This is a genomic window from Serratia sp. KH_031 (assembly GCF_057839655.1).
In genome coordinates, this window is the sequence record NZ_CM174496.1 from 3,444,602 (window position 1) to 3,469,889 (window position 25,288).

Below are 25,288 nucleotides of genomic sequence, written 5' to 3' on the forward strand. Positions count from 1 at the left end.
ATAACAATGGGTCTAGAAGATCTGTTTCAGTGAAAGGTCTCATATTTGAGTTTATAGACGTCATGGTATCAATATCCTTATTATTAAATAGAAAAGTACATAGCTCAGTTAAGTTTTTATAATATCAATAGGTAGCACATCATCATTTTGATGAATGTTTTACCATCTAAAAACAATAAAAAAGAATATCACACATGACCAGTTAAATTAGTTTAAGCACCCGTAAATAAACTTAACTCGTCATAGTTTAATAAAATTCAGATAATGTAATAAGCACCACCCGAGACAACTCTCAGGTGGTGTGATTATTTCATCAATATTTATAATGCATTTAATAACATTACATCAGTTCGATGGTGACGTTATTTTGCACCAACAGTTCAGCATGCATCGCGCTATTTTGATAAATCTGATATTGCGTCCCATCGATCGATACCGCGTTACCCGCCACCCATTGACCCGATGCCACACCCGAGTCATGCAGACCTGATAGCTCGACGCGGTCGCCGCTGTCACCGTTAACCATCACTTGCACGTTGCCGTCATTCAGGAACAGATCGGTTTGCCCCAGGTTCAACACGTCATTGAGAGAAATCTTCAACGTATTATCCCCGGTACCAGTGATATCAAACCTCTCGATCCCGCTGATCTTACCGGCGTCGTTAAAGCCAGTTAACACGCTCAAATCCAGCACCTGATCCGCACCGGTCAGCTTCAGGGTATCTACCCCGTTACCGCCGTGGATCTCTGCACTCTGTTGAGCAAAATAGGCTAATGGATCGACCGACATGCTCACCACATCGTCACCCGCTGTGCCGTAGTAGGTTTCCCAGTTGTGGTCGATAAGATGGTCTTCACCACTTGTTAATACCGGTACCGTCAGGAAGTTATCGATATTCAACCAGTTATCGGTGGTATTCATTACGATTTTACTGATTGCCTGCCCTTCTGGTACCGTCAGACTCACTTCACCGTGATAGTTTATGCCGTCGTAATGGGTTATGCCCGCAGTTGTCGGGTAAATGGTCTTATTGATCAGCAGGTTGTTATCGGCATCATACGCTTTCACCGTCACGCCCATATCATTCAGGGCGCTGACCCAGAAGGAAACCAGCTTGCTCGGGTTATCCAGGATAAAAGTGGCTGACTTATCCACACCACCAGTGCCACTGATAGCAAGGGCTTTGCTGCCCGCCACATGGGGCGCAACCGTGTTGACTGATATAGCACCGCTGGCGGTAAAACCTTCACCCGCATATATCTTATCGGCACCTATTACTGCATTTTCGAAGTTATCGAATGTCTGGTTAATCGGGTTGACTTGCTGGAAGGAGATATTATCAAGAATCAGTCCACCATTAACCCCATCGCCATAAATCATCGCCAAACCGATTTCATTACCTTCTGGTGCGCTATAGCTGAAGTGTTTACTATTGCCCACAACCCCGCCAGTGCCATCTTGCTGAACTTTCTGGTCGAACAAGATGTTACCGTTGACATCGTAAATCACCACTCGTGAACCACCTGCACCATTCTGCAACCCGGTAATGTCCAGCTCAAATTGTGCCACTGGCTTAACGAACGCCAAGTTAAAGTAATTACTGCTTGGGCTATTAATCCACAAACCTGCGAGGGAAGTACTGGTTCCGCCATCATGGGTCAACGCCGAATTACTGGTAATAATAATGTCATTACCGTAATAGGTATTATTCGCTGGCGTATTTTGCAGCTCATCACTCACGACAGTGAGCACGTCGTCATTGACAACAAAAGCGGCACTGGGTGCACCGATCACCCCTTCACTACTGATGATTTGTGCGGTTACCGCAAAAGTACCCTGAGTGTCTTGAACCGTGGTTTGCTGGGCAGGGACATGCACCGTCAGTTGACCCGCCGTGATATCCGCCTGCGTCAACACTTGATCATAAGTAGTGTGCCCCCAAACGATATGCAGCGTATCCCCTACCTTGGCACCCGAGTCTTGCAGTGATACCGTCACATCAGAGCCATCCAGGGCTTTTTGCTCGGTATATCCGCCAACTGCATCAGGAATACTGGTAATACCCGGTGCACCTACAGTCATCAGCAAAGTGACGTCTTTCTGTGCGTAATTGGCATTGCCCAGACCATCAATAATGCGCGACTGAATAGTCCAGTGACTGTTATGTGCCGCCATATCGGTATAGGCCCAAGACGTGCCATTGGCTACCGCGTCATGCCAAGTGGCACCACCATCCAGTGAAACCTGCACTTTCTGCCCATTAAGGAGTTCATTACTCAGGCTACCGTAAATACCACGCCCAGCAGTACCGTCCGCCGTCACAAAGTCATGATCGTTCACACCGCTATCTTTGCTCATGCCATCGATAGTCAAGGTGCCCATTACCGGAACCACGGTAAAGACAAAGGTATCACTCGCCACGCTGGTATTTCCTGCCGCATCGGTCGCCGTGACTGTGATGCTGTGGTTGCCATTCGCCAATGGGACTTCCACATCAAGGGTCCAGCGCCCACGGCTATCGGCATCGGTTTCACCGATCAAGGTGTTGCCATCATACAGTTTGATGACTGCACGAGGCTCCGCCGTACCGCTGAACATCGGTGTATTGTCATCACTTTCGCCGCCCGCGGTAATGATCCCCGGGTGGCCGACTTCGTCGTCTATCACCTGTGTGATCGCCGGTTTGCCGGGTGCGGTCGCATCCAGCAGCAAATTCACCGGGCTGGATTCGGGGCTGACCCAACCCGCACGATCAGTAGCGGTGACGGTAAAGTTGTAAGATTGTTCGGCCAGGTTCGTAGTCGGGCTGAATACCCAGTGCCCAGACGCATCGGCAATCGTCGCCCCTAACAACACACCATTACCATAAACACTCACGGTGCTGTTCGCTTCTGTATCACCACTCAACACTGGGCGCAAGTTACTCGTGGCGGCACCGTTATTCAGTATGCTGTCACCATCAGCCAATTGGGTGATTAACGGACGATCCGGCGCCTGAGTATCGACAATGAATTGATAAGGCGCAGAGAATTGCCCGACGTTACCGGCGTGGTCAATCGCTCGTACCTGATAACTGTGTTCACCATCCGCCAACGCATTACCGGGGGTAAAACTCCAACGGCCATTGGCATCAACGGGGGTCCTCAGCAAGAAGAAGCCATTGTCATACACTTCGATAGTGCTGCGGACTTCACCATTCCCCGAGAGGCCTTTGTGGGCATTTTTAGTGATCGGTAATTGCGGCGTATCACCCAGTAGTGGGCGGCCGGTAGATTGCAGACCTGTAGATTGCAAAAATGCAGGACTTGGCGGGGCACTTGCTACCGCAGAGGTATTTTGTGCAATCTCTTCGTTAACAACAGTATTGTTGCGCGTTGCCGTTGGGAAATATACGGCCTCTTCATTTTCCGTGGTGGGAGTTGGTTCCAGAAGATCCATTCTTTCCATGAGAGGTCTCATGTTTGAATTTATAGGCGTCATAATATCAATATCCTTATTATTAAATAGTGAGTGCTCATTCTTATTGATTGGTAACTATATAGTTTGATTAAGTGTATATAACACCAACATGTAATACCAATCACCCTGATGAATGCTTGCCATCAAAAAACAATAAAAATAATATATTACACCTAACCAGTTAAACTAATTTAGAACACAAAAAAACTTAACTCGTCATAGTTTAATGAATCTAGTAGGCAAATGAATAAATACCACCCAAGAAAAGTCCTGGTGGTATTTATTTCATCAATGCTTAGATTTTATTTATTTACATTACATCAGTTCGATAGTGACGTTATTTTGCACCAACAATTCGGCATGCATCGTGCTGTTTTGATAAATCTGATATTGCGTCCCGCCGATCGACACCGCGTTACCTGCAACCCATTCGTCCGGTGCAACACCTGTGTCATGCAGGCCCGATAACACCACTCGATCACCGCTGTTACCGTTAACCATCACCTGCACGTTGCCATCATTCAGGAACAGATCGGTTTGCCCCAAGTTCAGCACATCGTTGAGGGAGATTTTCAGCGTGTTATTACCCGTTCCAGTAATATCGAACTTCTCAATACCGCTGATCTTACCGGCGTCGTTAAAACCGGTTAATCCACTCAAATCAAGCACCTGACCCGCACCGGTTAACTTCAGAGTATCGACCCCGTTACCACCGTGGATCTCTGCACCTTGTTGAGCAAAGTAGGCTAATGGATCGACCGACATATTCACCACATCGCTCCCTGCTGTACCCTGGTAGGTTGCCCCATGGTGATCAATGATGGGCTGCGCAACAGACGTCTGTGGCTCAACTGGTTGCAACGCATCATGCTGGGTCGTCGTGTCAACATCCGCCTGCAATGCGGCTAATTCATCAGCTGACAGGCGAATACCCTGCACTCCACTGTGGGTAATCTGGGTGTAAACGAATTGGCTGACCGATATCCCACCACCAGCACTAGCATCACCAGCACAACCATCACCGTATACCCTGATGGTTTTTATCTCTTGCCCTGCGGGTGCTGTGTAGGAGTAATCCACCCAGTTTATGGTTCCATAGGTATGGGATACTAGCGAAGCATCACGGTGCAGAAGATTCCCCTGCGCATCATAGATCTCAATAATCGATCCCCCAGCTCCCCAATTTTCCATCCCGCTGATGCAGAAGGATGCTTGACTGGCCGTCTGGTTAAAATTGAACTGCATATAATTGGTGCGCAAAAACAACATCGGGTTCTCAATACCCAACCCGGATACTGAACTAGCATCGGCTTCGTGATGATATAATGCGGTGTTCGCCGTCACCGTAAAACCATTGCCGTAATAGACATTGCCACTCGTGGCCGCTTGCAGTTCATCACTTATCACCGTGGTGGTGATAGTATCAATAACGATCCTGAACGAAAAGGCATCGCTCTGTACGCTAGTATTCCCCACCGCATCCGTCGCCGTGACCGTCAAGTTGTGGCTTCCTGTAGCCAACGCGCTGCCGGCCGGGATTTGATAGGACCAGTTGCCATAAGCATCCGCATCCGTTTCCCCGATCAAACGGCTACCATTACTATCATAGAGTTTGATGTGCGCTCTGGCTTCCGCCGTCCCCGTTACCCGCGGCGTGGTATCTTCAGTACTTCCCCCTGCTGTGATCGGGCCCGTCGTCCCTTCGTCACTGATCACCTGACTGATCACCGGCTTACTAGGCGCAGTGTAATCCGTCGTCAACTGATAACTGTTGCTCGGCCCACTGGCGATACCACTGCCGTTAACCGACTTGGCCGTCAACGTATGGAGCCCTTCTTGCAATGCCCCCGGCGCAAACACCCAATTGCCCTGGGCATTGGCCTGGGTTTGTCCCAACAATGTGCTGCCGTCATACACTTTCACCGTCAACCCCGCGGGCGCCGTGCCGTGTAACACCGGTGTGCGGTCTTTGGTGATACCCCCATTGGGGATCTGGACGGCACCACTGGTATTATCGACTACCGAGGTAATACTTGGCGCACTCGGGGGGGCTAAGGACACGACGCTGAACCCAAAGGCATTGCTCGGTACGCTAGTATTCCACGCTGCATCTGTCGCCGTGACCGCTAGGCGGTGGCTTCCTACAACCAACGCTTTGCCTGCCGGGATTTGATAGGACCAGTTGCCATAAGCATCCGCAAACGTTTCACCGATCAAACGGCTATCATCGAAAAGTCTGATGCGCGCGTTGGCTTCCGCCGTCCCCGTCAGACGTGGCGTACTATCTTGGGTACTCCCCCCTGATGTGACCGGACCAATCACCCCTTCATCACTGATCACCTGGCTGATCACCGGCTTACCGGGTGCGAGGGTATCCGTCGTCAACTGATAGCTGTTGCTGGGTTCACTGGGGGTACCACGAACATCAACCGACCTGGCCGTCAACGTGTGGAGCCCTTCCGGTAATGCCCCCGGCGTAAATATCCAGTTGCCCTGGACATCAGCTTGGGTTTGCCCCAACAGCGTGCTACCGTCATACACTTTCACCGTCAATCCCGCAGGCGCCGTGCCGTGCAACACTGGTGTGCGGTCTTTGGTAATACCTCCATTGGGGATCTGAACGGCACCGCTGGTATCATCGACTGCCGAGGTAATGCTTGGCGCACTCGGGGGCGCATACGCCTCGACACTGAACGCAAAGGTATTACTCGGTACACTGAGGTTCCCCGCAGCATCGGTCGCCGTGACCGTCAGGTTATGGCCCCCTACCGTCAATGCACTGCTGGCTGGGATTTGATAAGACCAGTTACCACTGGCATCCGCCGTCGTTTCACCGATCAAACGGCTACCATTATCATCATAGAGTTTGATGCGTGCGTTGGCCTCCGCCGTCCCCGTCACCCGTGGCGTGCTATCTTCGGTACTCCCCCCTGCTGCAACCGGCCCTATCGCCCCTTCGTCACTGATCACTTGGCTGATCACGGGTTTATCGGGCGCGGTGTAATCCATCGTCAACTGATAGCTGTTGCTGGGCCCGCTGGGGGTTCCACGAACATCAACCGACTTGGCTGTCAGGCTGTGAAGCCCTTCCGACAGTTGCATCGGCACGGTAAACACCCAATTGCCCTGCGCATTGACCTGGGTTTGCCCCAACAAGGTGTCGCCGTCATACACTTTCACCGCCGTTGCTCCTGCAGGTGCCGTGCCGTGCAATACCGGCGTACTGTCTTTAGTAACCCCCCCATTGGGGATCTGGACGGTACCACTGGTATCATCAACAACCGAGGTTATGCTTGGCGCTCCTGGAGGTACATACGTCTCAACGCTGAACGCAAAAGCATTGCTCGGTACACTGAGGTTCCCTGCCGAATCGGTCGCGGTGACCGTCAGGCTATGACTTCCTGCAGCCAATGCGCTGCCGACCGGGATTTGATAAGACCAGTTGCCACTGGCATCCGCCATCGTTTCCCCGATCAAGCGGTTGCCGTTTTCATCATAGAGTGTGATACGTGCGTTAGCTTCCGCCGTCCCCGTCACCCGCGGCGTGGTATCTTCGGTACTCCCCCCTACAGTGACCGGGCCAATCACCCCTTCATCACTGATCACCTGGCTGATCACCGGCTTACCGGGCGCGGTGTAATCCGTCGTCAACTGATAGCTGTTGCTGGGTCCGCTGGGGGTTCCACGAACATCAACCGACTTGGCTGTCAGGCTGTGAAGCCCTTCCGACAGTTGCATCGGCACGGTAAACACCCAGTTTCCTTGCGCATTGACCTGAGTTTGACCCAACAAGGTGTCGCCGTCATACACTTTCACCGCCGTTGCCCCTGCGGGTGCCGTGCCATGTAACACTGGCGTGCTGTCTTTGGTGGCTCCCCCATTGGGGATTTGTACTGCACCACTGGTATCATCAACAACCGAGGTAATGCTTGGCGCGCTTGGCGGCACATATAACTCGACGCTGAACGCAAAAGCATTGCTCGGTACACTGAGGTTCCCTGCCGCATCCGTCGCGGTGACAGTCAGGCTATGACTTCCTGCAGCCAGCGCACTGCCTGCCGGGACTTGATAAGACCAGTTGCCACTGGCATCCGCCGTTGTTTCACCGATCAAACGGCTACCATTATCATCATAGAGTGTGATGCGTGCGTTGGCTTCCGCCGTCCCCACCACCCGCGGCGTGCTATCTTCGGTACTCTCCCCAGCCGCAACTGGGCCAATCACCCCTTCATCACTGATCACCTGGCTGATCAGCGGCTTATCGGGCGCGGTGTAATCCGTCGTTAACTGATAGCTGTTACTGGACACACTGGCGGTACCGCTGACATCAACCGACGTGGCCGTCAGGGTGTGGGTCCCTTCAGGCAAAGGCATCGGTACGGTAAACACCCAACTGCCCTGCGCATCTACCGAGGTTTGCCCCAACAATGTGCTGCCGTCATACACCTTCACCGTCAGCCCCGCAGGTGCCGTGCCGTGCAACACCGGCGTGCCGTCTTTGGTGATGCCCCCATTCGGGATCAAGACTTCTGTACCGCTGGTATTATCATCAACCGAGGTAATGCTCGGCGCACTTGGGGGCATATACGACTCAACGCTGAATGTGAAAGCGTCACTCATCACGCTGGTGTTCCCCGCCGCATCCGTGGCGGTGACCGTGATGTTGTGATTACCCGTCGCCAGCGCCACCTCAACATCAAAGCTCCAGCGGCCACGGCTATCCGCATCCGTTTCACCCAGTAATGTCGCGCCGTCGTACACCTTGATAATGGCGCGAGCTTCTGCCGTGCCACTCAACAACGGCGTCGTGTCGTGACTGACACCACCGGCACTGATCTCCCCTGACTGCCCTTCGTCCGCCATCACCTGTGTGATAGCCGGCTTGCCAGGCGCTGTCGCATCCAACAGCACATTCACCGGGCTAGACTCTGGGCTGACCCACCCCGCGCGATCGGTGGCGGTGACGGTAAAGTTGTAAGATTGTTCGGCCAGACTCGTGGCGGGGCTGAACACCCAGTGCCCAGCGGCATCGGCTGTCGTCGTCCCCAACAACACACCATTACCATAAACACTCACGGTGCTGTTTGCTTCCGCATCGCCGCCCAACGTTGGTCGCAAGTTATTCGTGGCGGAACCATTGGCCAGTGCACTGTCACCGTCAGACAATTGCGTGATCAACGGGCGAACCGGTGCTTGGGTATCAACAATGAACTGATAGGGCACGGAGAATTGCCCCACGTTACCGGCACGGTCAATCGCACGTATCTGATAACTGTGCTCACCATCCGCCAATGCATTACCGGGGGTAAAACTCCAGCGACCATTTGCATCAACGGTGGTTTTCAGTAGGAAGAAACCGTTGTCATACACTTCAATGGTACTGCGCACCTCACCATTCCCCGAGAGGCCTTTATGGGCGTTTTTGGTGATCGGCAATTCGGGGGCATCACCCAGTAATGGGCGACTGGTAGACTGTAAGGGTACAGTGGGTAATAGCAATGGATCTAGGAGGTCTGTTTCTTCAGTGAGAGGTCCCATACTTGGGTTTATAGGCTTCATGATATCAATATCCTTATTATTAAATAGAAAAGCACAAGGTTTGGTTAAATTTTTATAATATCAACGGGTAACACTTACCATCCCAGTAAATATTTTTGTAAAAACAATAGAAAAGAATATTAATCCTGACCAGTTAAATGAATTCAAGCCCCCGCAAATAGACTTAACTCGTCATGAATCAATAAGATTCAGATAACGTAATAAGCACCACCCAAGACAACTCTCAGGTGGTGTGATTATTTCATCAATATTTATAATGCATTTAATAACATTACATCAGTTCGATGATGACGTTATTTTGCACCAACAGTTCGGCATGCATCGCGCTATTTTGATACACTTGATATTGCGTCCCATCGATCGACACCACGTTACCCGCCACCCATTGACCCGGTGCCACACCCGTGTCATGCAGGCCTGATAGCTCGACGCGGTCACCGCTGTTACCGTTAACCATCACTTGCACGTTGCCATCATTCAGGAACAAATCGGTTTGCCCTAGGTTCAGCACGTCGTTGAGGGAGATTTTCAGCGTGTTATTACCCGTTCCAGTAATATCGAACTTCTCAATACCGCTGATCTTACCGGCGTCGTTAAAGCCGCTTAAGCCGCTCAAGTTCAGCACCTGGCCTGCGCCAGTCAGTTTCAGGGTGTCGATACCGCTACTGCCGTGGATCTCTGCACCCTGCTGAGCAAAATAGGCTAATGGATCAATCGATATGCTCACTACGTCGTCGCCCGCTGTGCCGTAGTAAGTTTCCCAGTTGTGATCGATAAGGTTAGTGCTGGCAACATCCGTGCCATGCTCAAACTTACTGGTTTTAATTTTCAGTATATGCGTTCCATTATCGTCTCCTGTGATTTCTACCCTACCAATCAACTCCCCTCCCTCAGCGGTATAATTGAATACTTGCGCAGACTGGTTGTAATACGGAATATTTATATTATTCGGATTACTCAGCTTTTTCGTTTTCAATAAAACATCATGAATATCATATACGTTGATAACGGTGTAGTTGTTATTACCCGATTCAATCCCGGTGATATCCAAAGTTACACTGCTACGACCATCACTAAACATAACCGTCGCGGTCTTACCTGACTCAACATACATAGAGCCCGTTTCCGCCAGCGGCCACCAAGCACTACTGGCGCCTTTTTTGACATTACGCCCCGTTATCGTAAACCCGCCGTTTTCACTGACATAACCATCCAAACTTGAGCCACTAGAAAACTTACTAATGTTAAACACCTGTTCTTGCTCTGTCTCGACCCCTATGCCTATCACGTCAAACCCTGGCGAAACCTTCCCGATCGCCCCATTCTGGCCGATAATTTGCACGGTAACAGTAAAGTCGTTAATGCCACCTTGTACCTGCGTCTGCTGTGATGGCACATTGACAGTCAGGCTACTGGCAGTGATATCTGCTTGAGTTAACACTTGATCATAAGTGGTATTACCCCACACGATATGCAGCGTATCCCCAACTTGAGCGCCGCTACCTTGTAGTGATACCGTCACATCCGAACCGTCTGCCGCTTTCTCGGTGTTGTAACCCCCGGTTGCATCCGGAATATCGGTAATCTGTATTCCGAGGTTCTCTACATGCGAAGGTTCGCTGCTCTCAACCAGGCCACGGGTGATCACTTCGGTGATCAATGCGCCATAGGTATCCCCTTTGACTTCGATGCGACCGATAGCGACACCTTCTGCTGCCGTATAACTGTAAGTCTGGACCGTATCTTTCGAGCCCCCTGAGCCATAGATATCTCGGGTTTCTAGCACGGTACCGGCCATGTCATAGACAATAACTCTGGCATAGTTGCCACTGTTCGTTTCAATACCGTGCATTTTCAACTGAACAAAACTGACATTGTGATCAAAAGTCAGCATCGCACTGCCATTCGTTGCAGATGTTGCAGCGGAAACAGCACCGACATATAACGAATTTCCATATATTGATACTTTGGTGCCAGTGACGGTGAGCCCCCCATCAGCAAAATACATATTGTTGGCAGAGGTATTAGCAGGCAGATGGGTGAAGTCTTGTGACCACGTTTGTGGAACCCCTGAGCCTTCTACCGGAAAGGTTGTTGAGTATTCCCCCAGATGCCCTTCACCCACCAATTTGACATTGACCGAGAAGTCCTTCTCTGTACCTTGTGCCTGAGTGACGGTGGCAGGGACGTTGACCGTCAGTACGCCCGCATCAATATCGGCTTGAGTCAACACCTGCTCATAGGTCTGTGCACCCCACTGGATATTCAGCGTATCACCGGCTTTGGCCGTGGTATTTGCCAATGAGACGGTCAGTTGTGAGCCGTCTTCCGCTTTCGCGGTAGTGTAACCATCTACCGCATCCGGTATGGCTAGAATGGTCGGTGCGCCCCCGACAAAGCTAACCGACTGTTGTACGGTATTAGACGTTTGTCCATCAGTCACTCGCGCCTGAATAGTCCAGTCGTTGTTGTGCGCCGAGGTATCGGTGTAAGCCCAAGAGGTGCCGTTGGTTACCGCGTCATGCCAAGTGGCACCGCCGTCCAGTGAAACCTGCACTTTCTGCCCATCACGGAGTTCATTACTCAGGCTACCGTAAATACCGCGCCCCGCAGTGCCATCCGCCGTCACAAAGTCGTGATCGTTCACACCGCTGTCTTTACTCATGCCATCAATAGTCAGGCTATCCGTCACTATCGATACCACGCTGAATACAAATGGATCGCTCGCGACACTGGTATTTCCTGCCGCATCGGTCGCCGTGACCGTGATGCTGTGGTTACCATTCGCCAACGGAACTTCCACATCAAGGGTCCAACGTCCACGGCTGTCAGCATCGGTTTCACCGATCAAGGTGCTGCCATCATACAGTTTGATGACTGCACGAGGCTCCGCCGTACCGCTGAACATCGGCGTATTGTCATCACTTTCGCTGCCTGCGGCAATGATCCCCGCGTGGCCTTCTTCGTCGTCCATCACCTGTGTGATCACCGGTTTGCCGGGCGCTGTCGCATCCAGCAGCAAATTCACTGGGCTGGACTCTGAGCTGACCCAACCCGCGCGATCGGTGGCCGTTACGGTAAAGTTGTAGGTTTGTTCAGCCAGATCTGTGGCTGGGCTGAACACCCAGTGCCCAGCGGCATCCGCTGTCGTCGTCCCCAACAACACGCCATTACCATAAACACTCACGGTGCTGTTCGCTTCCGCATCACCGCTCAACGTTGGGCGCAGGTTATTCGTGGCGGCACCGCTATTCAGCATATTGTCGCCATCGGCTAACTGCGTGATCAACGGGCGATCCGGCGCCTGGGTATCGACAACGAACTTATAAGGCGCAGAAAATTGCCCCACGTTACCGGCACGGTCAATCGCACGTATCTGATAACTGTGTTCACCATCCGCCAACGCATTACCGGGGGTAAAACTCCAGCGGCCATTGGCATCAACGGTAGTCTTCAGCAAGAAAAACCCATTGTCATACACTTCGATAGTGCTACCTACTTCACCGTTACTCCCCGAGAGGCCCTTATGGGCGTTTTTGGTGATCGGTAATTGGGGGGTATCACCCAATAATGGGCGACCGGTAGACTTCAAAGGGGCGGTTGATAATAACAATGGGTCTAGAGGATCTGTTTCAGTGAGAGGTCTCATATTTGAGTTTATAGGCGTCATGGTACCAATATCCTTATTATTAAATACAAAAGTATATAGCTCAGTTAAACTTTTATAATATCAATAGACAACACATCATCATTTTGATGAATGTTTACCATTGAAAAACAATAAAAAAGAATATCACACCTGACCAGTTAAATTAATTTAAGCCCCCACAAATGAACTTAACTCGTCATAGATCAATAAAAATTCAGATAATGTAATAAGCACCACCTGAGACAACTCTCAGGTGGTGTGGTTATTTCATCAATATTTATAATGTATTTAATAACATTACATCAGTTCGATGGTGACATTATTTTGCACCAACAGTTCGGCATGCATCGCGCTGTTTTGATAAACCTGATACTGCGTCCCATCGATCGACACGGTGTTACCCGCCACCCATTGACCCGATGCCACACCCGAGTCATGCAGGCCCGATAGCTCGACGCGGTCACCGCTGTCACCGTTAACCATCACTTGCACGTTGCCGTCTTGCACGAACAGATCGGTTTGCCCCAGGTTCAGCACGTCGTTGAGGGAAATCTTCAACGTGTTGTCGCCAGTGCCGGTGATGTCAAACTTCTCGATCCCGCTGATCTTACCGGCGTCGTTAAAGCCAGTTAAGCCGCTCAAATCCAGCACCTGACCCGCACCGGTCAACTTCAGGGTATCGACCCCGTTACCGCCGTGGATCTCTGCACCCTGTTGAGCAAAGTAAGCTAATGGATCGACCGACATGCTCACTACATCGTCGCCTGCTGTGCCGTAGTAGGTTTCCCAGTTATGATCGATAAGGTGATATTCACCACTTGTGGATACTGGCTCTGTCAGGAAGTTATCGATATTCAACCAATTATCGGTAGTATTCATCACGATTTTACTGATCGCCTGCCCTTCTGGTACCGTCAGAATCACTTCACCGTGATAGTTTATGCCTTCGTAATGAGTCATACCCGCAGTTGTCGGGTAAATGGTCTTATTGATCAGCAGGTTATTATCGGCGTCATACGCTTTCACCGTCACACCCATCTCGTTCAGGGCACTGACCCAGAAGGAAACCAGCTTGCTCGGGTTATCTAAAACAAAAGCGGCTGACTTATCCACACCGCTTGTACCAGTGATGGCAAGGGCTTTACTGCCCGCCACATGAGGTGCAACCGTGTTGACTGAAATAGCGCCACTGGCGGTAAAGCCTTTACCCGCATAAATATTACCCGCTCCCATCACTGCAGTTTCGAAGTTATCGAAAGTCTGGTTAATCGGGTTAATTTGTTGGAAGGAGATATTATCAAGAACCAGCCCGCCTAAGGCCCCATCGGCATAAATTACTGCTAGGCCAATTTCACTCCCTTCAGGAGCACTGTAACTGAAGTGTTTGCTATGGCCGGATACCCCACCCGAGCTGTCTTGTAATATTTTTTGATCGAACAGTATGTTGCCGCTAACGTCGTAAATCACTACTCGTGAACCGCCCGCATTATTTTCAAACCCGGTGATATCCAGTTCAAATTGTGCGACTGGTTTGACGAACGTCAGGTTAAAGTAGTTGCTGCTTGGATTATCTACTCCGATCCCCGGCTGCGTTGTGCCATCATTACCTATATGATAAATATTCGTATTACTGGTAATAATAATGTCATTACCGTAATAAGTTCTGTTTGCTGGCGCCCTCTGCAGATTATCACTCAACACCGTGAGCACATCGTCATTGACAACAAAGGCGGCACTGGGTGTACCGATCACCCCTTCGCTACTGATGATTTGTGCCGTTACTGCAAAAGCCCCCTTCACGTCTTGAGACGTAGTCTGCTGGGCAGGGATATGCACCGTCAGTTGACCCGCCGTGATGTCCGCCTGCGTCAACACTTGATCATAAGTAGTGTGCCCCCAAACGATATGCAGTGTATCCCCTGCCTTGGCACCTGTGTTTTGCAGTGATACCGTCATGTCCGAACCGTCTGCCGCTTTCTCGGTGTTGTACCCCCCGGTCGCATCCGGGATATCGGTGATCTGCGGTTGATGATGGGCAACAGCATCTTGTGGATCAAGCACATGCTCCACATAAGTCGCGGAGAAATTATCAACCACTACCCCGTTCTTATCACAATAGATAACCACTTTACCGATGGTGACCCCGGCAGGTGCCGTGTAGTTGACCTGACCGGCCCAAAGATCGGAATAACTGGTTACAGCCATCCCTGCATCAGAGTATTTAATCAATGGGTTATAAATACGTGTTCCGTTAGTGTCATAAACCTCCAACCAAGAACCGTTACCACTGTTATTCTCCAGCCCCCACAGGAAGTAAGAAATCGATTTGACCGGTTTATCAAAGTTCAGCGTGATATATGAGTTATTCATCGCGCTCGAACCATCACCAATGTAAACGTATTGACCGTCACTCTCTTGCGGCCCACGCTTGCCCGCAGGTAGCAGACCCACGTATCTCCCAGCTGTGGTCATGGTGAAGTGTGCGCTATCACTGACAAAGCCACCACCGGTGTAACTATCGAACGATTCGTTACCAATCATCAATACACCGCTACCCGTGACTTTGTAGCTGTTGGATGGCGAAGAGTTAACCCCATCTTGTGCCACAATCTGCGCGGTAACAGTGAAATCGTAACTGCTTCCCTGACGGACGGTATTCTCACTAGGGATATTGAACGTCGCACTGTGTGCGTCGATTTCGGCCTGTGTGAGTACATGATCAACGGTCTCTTTCCCCCATTGAATACGCAGTGTATCCCCAGTTTTGGCACCTGTGTCTTGCAGTGAGACTGTCACATCAGAGCCATCCAGGGCTTTTTGCTCGGTATATCCACCAACAGCATCAGGAATACTGGTAATACCCGGGGCGCTTACAGTCATCAGCAAAGTGACGTCTTTCTGTGCGTAATTGGTATTGCCCAGACCATCAATAATGCGCGACTGAATAGTCCAGTTACTGTTGTGCGCCGAGGTATCGGTGTAAGCCCAAGACGTGCCGTTAGCCACTGCGTCATGCCAAGTGGCACCGCCGTCCAGTGAAACCTGCACTTTCTGCCCTACACGGAGTTCATTACTTAGGCTACCGTAAATACCGCGCCCCGCAGTACCGTCCGCCGTCACAAAGTCATGATCGTTCACACCGCTATCTTTGCTCATGCCATCGATAGTCAAGGTGCCCATCACCGGAACCACGGTAAAGACAAAGGCATCACTCGCTACGCTGGTATTCCCTGCCGCATCGGTCGCCGTGACTGTGATGCTGTGGTTGCCATTCGCCAACGGAACTTCCACATCAAGGGTCCAGCGCCCACGGCTATCGGCTTCGGTTTCACCGATCAAGGTGCTGCCATCATACAGTTTGATCACCGCACGGGGTTCCGCCGTACCATGAAACATCGGTGTATTGTCATCACTTTCGCCGCCTGAGGTAATGATCCCCGGGTGGCCGACTTCGTCGTCTATCACCTGTGTGATCGCCGGTTTGCCTGGTGCAGTCGCATCCAGCAGCAAACTCACCGGGCTGGACTCCGTGCTGACCCAACCCGCACGATCGGTGGCGGTGACGGTAAAGTTGTAAGATTGTTCGGCCAGATTCGTGGTCGGGCTGAACACCCAGTGCCCAGACGCATCCGCAATCGTCGACCCTAACAACACCCCATTACCATAAACTTTAACTGTGCTGTTCGCTTCTGCATCACCACCCAACGTTGGGCGTAAGTTATGGGTGGCGGAACCGTTGTTCAGTACACTGTCACCGTCAGCCAACTGGGTGATTAACGGGCGATCCGGCGCTTGAGTATCGACAATAAATTGATAAGGTGCGGAGAATTTCCCGACGTTACCGGCGCGGTCAATCGCTCGTACCTGATAACTGTGCTCACCATCCGCCAACGCATTACCGGGGGTAAAACTCCAGCGGCCATTGGCATCAACGGGGGTTCTCAGCAAGAAGAAGCCATTGTCATACACTTCGATAGTGCTGCGGACTTCACCGTTCCCCGAGAGGCCTTTGTAAGCATTTTTGGTGATCGGCAACTGCGGCGTATCACCCAGTAATGGGCGGCCGGTAGATTGCAGGCTTGTAGATTGCAAAGGCGCCGGACTTTGTGGGGCACTGGTCGCCACATTAGTCGCAGGTGCCGTTACTGGTGCGGTGATAGCGTTATTTGCCGTCGGGAAATACACGGCCTCTTCGTTTTCCGTGGTTGTCATTGGCGACAATAATAGATCCAGAGGATCGGCTCTTTCCGTGAGAGAATTCATGTTCGCGTTACTCATGATAAAAATATCCTTATTACTAGATGATAACGTACTTATTCTTATGGTATTAAATAAGTACAGGGCTTGGTTAAACGTCTATAACAACATGTCAAACTAATCATTTTGATGAATGATTACCGTCAGGAAAAAATAAAATAGCCTATTACACCTGACCAGTTAAATTAATTTAAGTGACCATAAATAAACTTAACTCGTCATAGTTCAATAAATTTAGATAGCTTAAAAAACACCACCCAAGATAACTCTCAGGTGGCGTGATTTATTTCATCAATAGTTATGTTTTATTTAATCACATTACATCAGTTCGATGATGACGTTATTTTGCACCAACAGTTCGGCATGCATCGCGCTATTTTGATAGACCTGATATTGCGTCCCATCGATCGACACTGTGTTACCCGCCACCCATTGACCCGATGCCACACCCGTGTCATGCAGGCCTGATAACACCACTCGATCACCGCTGTTACCGTTAACCATCACCTGCACGTTGCCGTCATTCAGGAACAAATCGGTTTGCCCCAGGTTCAGCACATCGTTAAGGGAGATTTTCAGCGTGTTGTCGCCAGTACCGGTGATGTCAAATTTCTCGATACCGCTGATCTTACCGGCATCGTTAAAGCCGCTTAAGCCGCTCAAGTTCAGAACTTGTCCTGCACCGGTTAGCTTCAGGGTATCGACCCCATTCCCCCCGTGGATCTCTGCGCCCTGTTGAGCAAAGTAAGCTAATGGATCGACCGATATGCTCACTACATCGTCGCCCGCTGTGCCGTAGTAGGTTTCCCAGTTATGGTCGATAACATCGCCCAGCGGAATATCGGTATAAACCACCTTGTTGGTTCCAATACCTAGGATATAGACTCCCCCCGCATCCCCCACCACTCGCACCCAACCAATCAGTTCACCGTCAGTGGTGTAGCTAAAGGTCTGCGCACTTGTCACGCCCTGTGGGTTACTCACGTACTGCTCACTCAGTAAATGACCATCAATATCGTACACCTTGATAAGGGCGTAGTTATTATAACCCGCGTCAATCCCAGTGAGTGATAGCATGACGCTGCTACGCCCATCGTCAAAAACAAACTCAGCCCATCCATCTTGTGCAATAAACAGCGAACCAGCGGCGGCTTGCGGCCAGAGGCTACTGCTGGCCTTTTTTATATTGGGGCCCCCTACAATAAATCCACCACTTTCACTGTGATACTCAGCCATACTGGTATTATCAGCAAATGTACCGTTATTAAACATTTGCCCTTGCTCAACCACCTCGGTGTAAACATCTGAGCGGTGAACGGTCTTCTCAGTCTGTATGGTATCTATATAGGTGACCCCCGAATTCCCCGCCACAATCTCAAGCCGGCCAATCAGTTCACCGGAGGTTGTGTAAACGAAGTTAGGTGAGTTGCTATAGTACTGGGTATGCAGCAACGCCCCATGCACATCGAATACCTTAATAGCCTCATATTTACATTCAAAATTCAGAATCTTTACCCCAAGGGAAACGCTGCTACGCCCATCGTCAAACATCATCACTGCCGTCGTATTGGCCGCAACATACATGAAAGAAGCATCAGGATTAATAGCAGTAGCTGGTAAGTTTTTTATGGTGGTATTCGTGCCAGTGACCGTAAACCCACCAATGTCACTTACGTAACCATTCAAATTAGTGTTGGCTGTAAAAACAGAGTTCATACCAAATATCTGCTTTTGTACTAGGCGTTCCCCAGCCCCTACCACCTCAAACTTGGGTGATAACGCCCCCACTAACCCATCTTGGTCGATGATCTGAGCCGTCACACTAAAGTCATTGATACCGCCCTGGGTTTGCGTCTGTTGTGCAGGCACCGTCACAGTCACACTGTTCGCCGTGATATTGGCCTGTGTCAATAGCTGGTCATAGGTGGTTGTGCCCCAGACGATATGCAGCGTGTCCCCCACTTTGGCACCACTGCCTTGCAGTGAAACCGTCATGTTCGAACCATCTGCCGCTTTCTCTGCCGTGTACCCTCCCACGGCATCCGGAATAGCCGTCACTCTCACCGCATTGAAGGAGGTTGACTCATAATCCAGGCCACCGAAACTCACCGGGAAAGGCTTCGAGTATTCCCCCGTCTGACCGTCACTCACTAACCGAACTTGCACCGAGAACGCGGTGTCCAGCCCGGCTTGCTCCGCCTGCCCTTGAGTCGTCCGGGGTGAGACAGGAACCTCAACCACACCCGCAGCAACCTCGGCGTGCGTCAGTACGTGATCCTCCGTTTTCACCCCCCAGCGGATATTCAGCGTATCGCCAGCTTTGGCTTGCGTGTTGGCCAGCGACACCCTCAGCGTCGCCCCATTACCGATCTCATCAAAGGTATAACCCCCTTCGGCTTCAGGAATGGCAATGATCACCGGTGTACCTGCTGAACCTCCGTCAGATATCGGGACACCACTGACAAAACTCACCGCCTGCTGTACGGTGTTGCTGCTTTCCCCATCGGTAATCCGCGCTTGAACTATCCAGTCCGCCGAATGAGCAGCGGTATCGGTATAGGCCCAAGACGTGCCGTTAGCCACCGCGTCATGCCAAGTCGCACCGCCGTCCAGCGAAACCTGTACTTTCTGCCCTGCCTGTAATGGATCGCTGATACTGCCGTAGATACCTCGTCCGGCAGTGCCGTCCGCGGTCACAAAGTCGTGATCGTTGACACCGCTGTCTTTGCTCATGCCATCAATGGTCAGGGTACCCATCACTATCGATACCACGCTGAATACAAACGGATCACTCGCAACACTGATATTCCCTGCCGCATCGGTCGCCGTGACGGTCACATTATGACTGCCATTCGCCAGCGGAACCTCCACATCGATGGTCCAACGCCCACGGCTGTCAGCATCGGTTTCACCGATCAAGATGTTGCCATCATACAGTTTGATGACTGCTAGGGGTTCGGCTGTACCGTTGAAGATCGGCGTTTTATCTAGACTCTCGCTGCCCGCAGTAATGATCCCCGCGTGGCCAGCTTCGTCGTCCATCACCCGTGTGATCACCGGTTTGCCGGGTGCAGTCGCATCCAGCAACAAGTTCACCGGGCTGGAGGCCGGGCTGACCCAACCCGCGCGATCGGTGGCCGTTACGGTAAAGTTATACGATTGTTCGGCCAGATTCGTGGTCGGGCTGAACACCCAGTGCCCAGACGCATCGGCAATCGTCGATCCCAACAACACTCCATTACCATAAATGCTCACGGTGCTGTTTGCTTCCGCATCGCCACCCAACGTCGGGCGCAGATTATGGGTGGCAGAACCATTGTTCAGTATGCTGTCACCGTCAGCCAACTGGGTGATCAATGGGCGGTCCGGCGCCTGAGTATCGACAATAAATTGATAAGGCGCAGAAAATTGCCCGACGTTACCGGCACGGTCAATCGCACGTATCTGATAGCTGTGCTCACCATCCGCCAACGCATTACCGGGGATAAAACTCCAGCGGCCATTGGCATCAACGGTGGTTTTCAGCAAGAAGAAGCCATTGTCATACACTTCGATAGTACTGCGCGCCTCACCATTCCCCGAGAGACCTTTGTGGGCGTTTTTGGTGATCGGCAACTGCGGCGTATCACCCAATAATGGGCGGCCGGTAGATTGCAGGCTTGTAGATTGCAAGGGCGCCGGACTTTGTGGGGCGCTGGTTGCCACGTTAGTCGCAGGTGCCGTTACTGGTGTGGTGATAGTGTTATTTTCTGTCGCTGCCGAAGCGGATGATTCAGTCACAGCAGTGTTTTGTACCATCTCTTCGCTAACAGCAGTATTGCTGCCTGTTGCCGTTGGGAAATACACGGCCTCTTCGTTTTCCGTGGTTGTCATTGGTGACAGTAATAGATCAAGAGGATCTGCTCTTTCCGTGAGGGATTTCATGTTCGAGTTACTCATGATAAAAATATCCTTATTACTAGAGAGTAAAGTACTTATTCTTATGGATCGATAAGTACAGGGCTTGGTTAAAATCATATAACATCAACATGTCACACTAATCATTTTGATGAATGATTAGTGTCAGGGAAAAAACAAAAACAGCCTATTACACCTGACCAGTTAAATTAATTTAAGTGACCATAAATAAACTTAACTCGTCATAGTTCAATAAATTTAGATAGCTTAAAAAACACCACCCAAGATAACTCTCAGGTGGTGTGATTATTTCATCAATAGTTATGCTTTATTTAATCACATTACATCAGTTCGATGGTGACGTTATTTTGCACCAACAGTTCGGCATGCATCGCACTATTTTGATAGACCTGATACTGCGTCCCGTCAATCGATACCGCATTACCTGCCACCCATTGACCCGATGCCACACCCGAGTCATGCAGGCCTGATAGCTCGACGCGGTCACCGCTGTCGCCGTTGACCATCACTTGCACGTTGCCGTCTTGCACGAACAGATCAGTTTGCCCCAGGTTCAGCACATCGTTGAGGGAGATTTTCAGCGTATTGTCACCAGTACCGGTGATATCAAACTTCTCGATCCCGCTGATCTTACCGGCGTCGTTAAAGCCAGTTAACACGCTCAAATCCAGCACCTGATCTGCACCGGTCAACTTCAGGGTATCGACTCCGTTCCCGCCGTGGATCTCTGCGCCCTGTTGAGCAAAGTAAGCTAATGGATCGACCGACATGCTCACTACATCGTCGCCCGCAGTGCCATAGTAGGTTTCCCAGTTGTGGTCGATAAGGTGATACTCACCACTTGCTGATGCCGGCACAGTCAGGAAGTTGTCGATATTCAACCAGTTATCAGTGGTATTCATTACGATTTTACTGATTGCCTGCCCTTCTGGTACCGTCAGACTCACTTCACCGTGATAGTTTATGCCGTCGTAATGGGTTATGCCCGCAGTTGTCGGGTAAATGGTCTTATTGATCAGCAGGTTGTTATCGGCATCATACGCTTTCACCGTCACCCCCATATCATTCAGGGCGCTGACCCAGAAGGAAACCAGCTTGCTCGGGTTATCCAGGACAAAAGTGGCTGACTTATCCACACCGCCTGCCCCACTGATAGCAAGGGCTTTTCTGCCCGCCACATGAGGTGCAGTAGAATCTATTAAAATAGCACCGCTGGCGGTAAAACCTTTACCTGCATAAATCTTACCCGCGCCCATCACTGCACTTTCGAAGTTATCGAATGTTTGACCCACATGATTGATTTGCTGGAAGGTCACATTATCAATCACAATCCCAGACTGAATCCCATCGGAATAAATCATTGCCCGGTCAATTTCAATTCCTTCTGGCGCGGTATAACTGAAGTGTTTACTATTACCTGACACCCCACCTGAACCATCCTGTAACACTTTTTGGTCAAAAATGACGTTACCCTTAGTATCATAAATCACTACCCGTGAACCACCGGTGTCATTCTGCAATCCAGTGATATCTAGTGCGAACTGCGCTACAGGTTTGACGAATGCCAAATTAAAATAGTTGCTGTCCGTAACACCAATGGATAAACCTGCTTGGGAAATAGTGGAGTTGGAGCCGTGAGTCATTGACGCATTACTGGTAATGATAATGTCATTACCATAATAGGTATTATTCGATGGCGTATTTTGCAGAGCATCACTCAATGCGCTAAATGTGCTGGCATTGATAATAAAGGCCGCACTTGACGCACCAATATTTCCTTCACTACTAATGATTTGTGCAGTAACCGCAAAAGTACCCTGAGTGTCTTGAGCCGTGGTTTGCTGAGCAGGGACATGCACCGTCAGTTGACCCGCCGTGATATCCGCCTGCGTCAACAGGTGATCATAAGTGGTGTGCCCCCAAACGATATGCAGTGTATCTCCCGCTTTAGCACCACTACCTTGCAGTGAAACCGTCATGTCCGAACCGTCTGCCGCTTTCTCGGTGTTGTAACCCCCAGCCGCATCAGGGATATCGATAATTTCGAGGACATCTACGTGCGAAGGCTCGCTGGTCTCAACCAAGCCACTGGTGGTCACTTCGGTGATCATTGTACCATGGGTATCCCCCTTGAATTCGATACGACCGATAGCGACCCCCTCTGCTGCCGTATAACTGTAAGTCAGTACTGTACCTTTCGAACCGCCTGCACCATAGATATCCCGAGTTTCCAACACAGCACCGGCAGTGTCATAGACAATAACCCTAGCATAGTTGCCACTGTTCGTTTCAATAGCGGTCACTTTCAACTGAACAAAACTGACATTGTGATCAAAAGTCAGCACCGCACTGCCATTGGTTGCACCCGTTGAATCAACGTCAGTACCAACATACAAAGAGCCTCCCGTTTGCGTTATCTTGGTACCCGTAACGGTGAACCCCCCATCAGCAAAATACATATTGTTGGCGGAAGCGTTATTGGTCAGGCTGGCAAAACTTTGCATCCAAGTTTGTGGAACTCCTGAGCCCTCGACTGGGAAGGTCGCTGAGTACTCGCCCAGATGCCCTTCGCCCACCAATTTGACATTGACCGAGAAGTCCTTCTCTGCACCTTGTGCCTGAGTGACGGTGGCCGGGACGTTAACCGTCAATACGCCCGCATCAATATCGGCTTGAGTCAACACTTGATCGTAGGTCTGTGCGCCCCACTGGATATTCAGAGTATCACCGGCTTTGGCCGTGGTATTTGCCAATGAGACGGTCAGTTGTGAGCCGTCTTCCGCTTTCGCGGTGGTGTAGCCATCTACCGCATCCGGTATGGCTAGAATGGCCGGCACGCCCCCGACAAAGCTAACCGACTGTTGTATGGTGTTAGACGTTTGTCCATCAGTCACTCGCGCCTGAATAGTCCAGTCGTTGTTGTGCGCCGTGGTATCGGTGTAAGCCCAGGACGTGCCGTTAGCTACCGCGTCATGCCAAGTGGCACCGCCGTCCAGTGAAACCTGCACTTTCTGCCCATCACGGAGTTCATGACTCAGACTACCGTAAATACCACGCCCCGCAGTGCCATCCGCCGTCACAAAGTCGTGATCGTTCACACCGCTGTCTTTGCTCATGCCATCGATAGTCAAGGTACCCATCACCGGAATCACGGTGAAGACAAAGGCATCACTCGCTACACTGGTATTTCCTGCCGCATCGGTCGCCGTTACCGTGATGCTGTGGTTGCCATTCGCCAACGGAACTTCCACATCAATGGTCCAGCGCCCGCGGCTGTCAGCATCGGTTTCACCGATCAAGGTGCTGCCATCATACAGTTTGATGACTGCACGAGGCTCCGCCGTACCGCTGAACATCGGTGTATTGTCATCACTTTCGCCGCCCGCGGTAATGATCCCCGGGTGGCCGACTTCGTCGTCTATCACCTGTGTGATCGCCGGTTTGCTAGGTGCGGTCGCATCCAGCAACAAATTCACCGGGCTGGATTCTAGGCTGACCCAACCCGCGCGATCGGTGGCGGTGACGGTAAAGTTGTAAGATTGTTCGGCCAGATTCGTGGTTGGGCTAAACACCCAGTGCCCAGACGCATCGGCAATCGTCGACCCTAACAACACCCCATTACCATAAACTTTAACTGTGCTATTCGCTTCTGCATCACCACCCAACGTTGGGCGTAAGTTATGGGTGGCGGAACCGTTGTTCAGTGCACTGTCACCATCGGCCAACTGGGTGATTAACGGACGATCCGGTGCCTGAGTATCGACAATAAATTGATAAGGCGCAGAGAATTGCCCCACGTTACCGGCACGGTCAATCGCACGTATCTGATAGCTGTGCTCACCATCCGCCAACGCATTACCGGGGGTAAAACTCCAGCGGCCATTGGCATCAACGGTGGTCCTCAGCAAGAAGAAGCCATTGTCATACACTTCGATAGTGCTGCGCACCTCACCCGAACCTGAGAGCCCTTTGTGGGCATTTTTGGTGATCGGCAACTGCGGCGTGTCACCCAATAGTGGGCGGCCGGTTGATTGCAGACCTGTAGATTGCAAGGGCGCCGGACTTTGTGGGGCGCTGGCCACCACATTAGTCGCAGGTGCCGTTACCGGTACAGTGATAGCGTTATTTGCTGTCGCTACCGGAGCAGGTGATTCGGCCACAGCTGTGTTTTGTACCATCTCTTCGCTAACAGCAGTATTGCTGCCTGTTGCCGTAGGGAAATACACGGCCTCTTCGTTTTCCGTGGTTGTCATTGGCGACAATAATAGATCCAAAAGATCTGCTCTTTCCGTGAGAGATTTCATGTTCGAGTTACTCATGATAAAAATATCCTAATTACTAGATAGTAAAGTACTTATTCTTATGGATTAATAAGTACAGGGCTTAGTTAAACGTCTATAATATATACATATGGCACTAATCATTTTGATGAATGATTAGCGTCA

6 protein-coding genes are annotated in these 25,288 nt (G+C 50.8%); all 6 read right to left on the reverse strand.

What is annotated here, in order from left to right:
• Positions 1-340 precede the first annotated feature (340 nt).
• The 6 genes from AC3ISQ_RS15585 to AC3ISQ_RS15610 all read right to left on the reverse strand — a co-directional run bounded on the left by AC3ISQ_RS15585 (position 341) and on the right by AC3ISQ_RS15610 (position 25,162).
• On the reverse strand, positions 341-3,439 hold the full coding sequence (locus AC3ISQ_RS15585; RefSeq protein ID WP_489347939.1) for an Ig-like domain-containing protein: 3,099 nt from the start codon (positions 3,437-3,439) through the stop codon (positions 341-343).
• Between the two features lie 336 nt (positions 3,440-3,775).
• Positions 3,776-9,019: an Ig-like domain-containing protein gene (locus AC3ISQ_RS15590; RefSeq protein WP_489347940.1), complete on the reverse strand. Its 5,244-nt coding sequence runs from the start codon at positions 9,017-9,019 to the stop codon at positions 3,776-3,778.
• Positions 9,020-9,290: 271 nt separating this feature from the next.
• Entirely contained in the window at positions 9,291-12,632 is a 3,342-nt protein-coding gene (locus AC3ISQ_RS15595; RefSeq protein ID WP_489347942.1) for an Ig-like domain-containing protein, read from the reverse strand.
• A 333-nt stretch (positions 12,633-12,965) separates the two neighbouring features.
• A complete protein-coding gene (locus AC3ISQ_RS15600) occupies positions 12,966-16,946 on the reverse strand; it encodes an Ig-like domain-containing protein (RefSeq protein WP_489347944.1) in 3,981 nt (1,326 codons plus the stop codon).
• Positions 16,947-17,243: 297 nt separating this feature from the next.
• Positions 17,244-20,864, reverse strand: a complete 3,621-nt coding sequence (locus AC3ISQ_RS15605) for an Ig-like domain-containing protein (protein ID WP_489347946.1) — start codon at positions 20,862-20,864, stop codon at positions 17,244-17,246.
• A 299-nt stretch (positions 20,865-21,163) separates the two neighbouring features.
• A complete protein-coding gene (locus tag AC3ISQ_RS15610) occupies positions 21,164-25,162 on the reverse strand; it encodes an Ig-like domain-containing protein (protein ID WP_489347948.1) in 3,999 nt (1,332 codons plus the stop codon).
• Positions 25,163-25,288 lie beyond the last annotated feature (126 nt).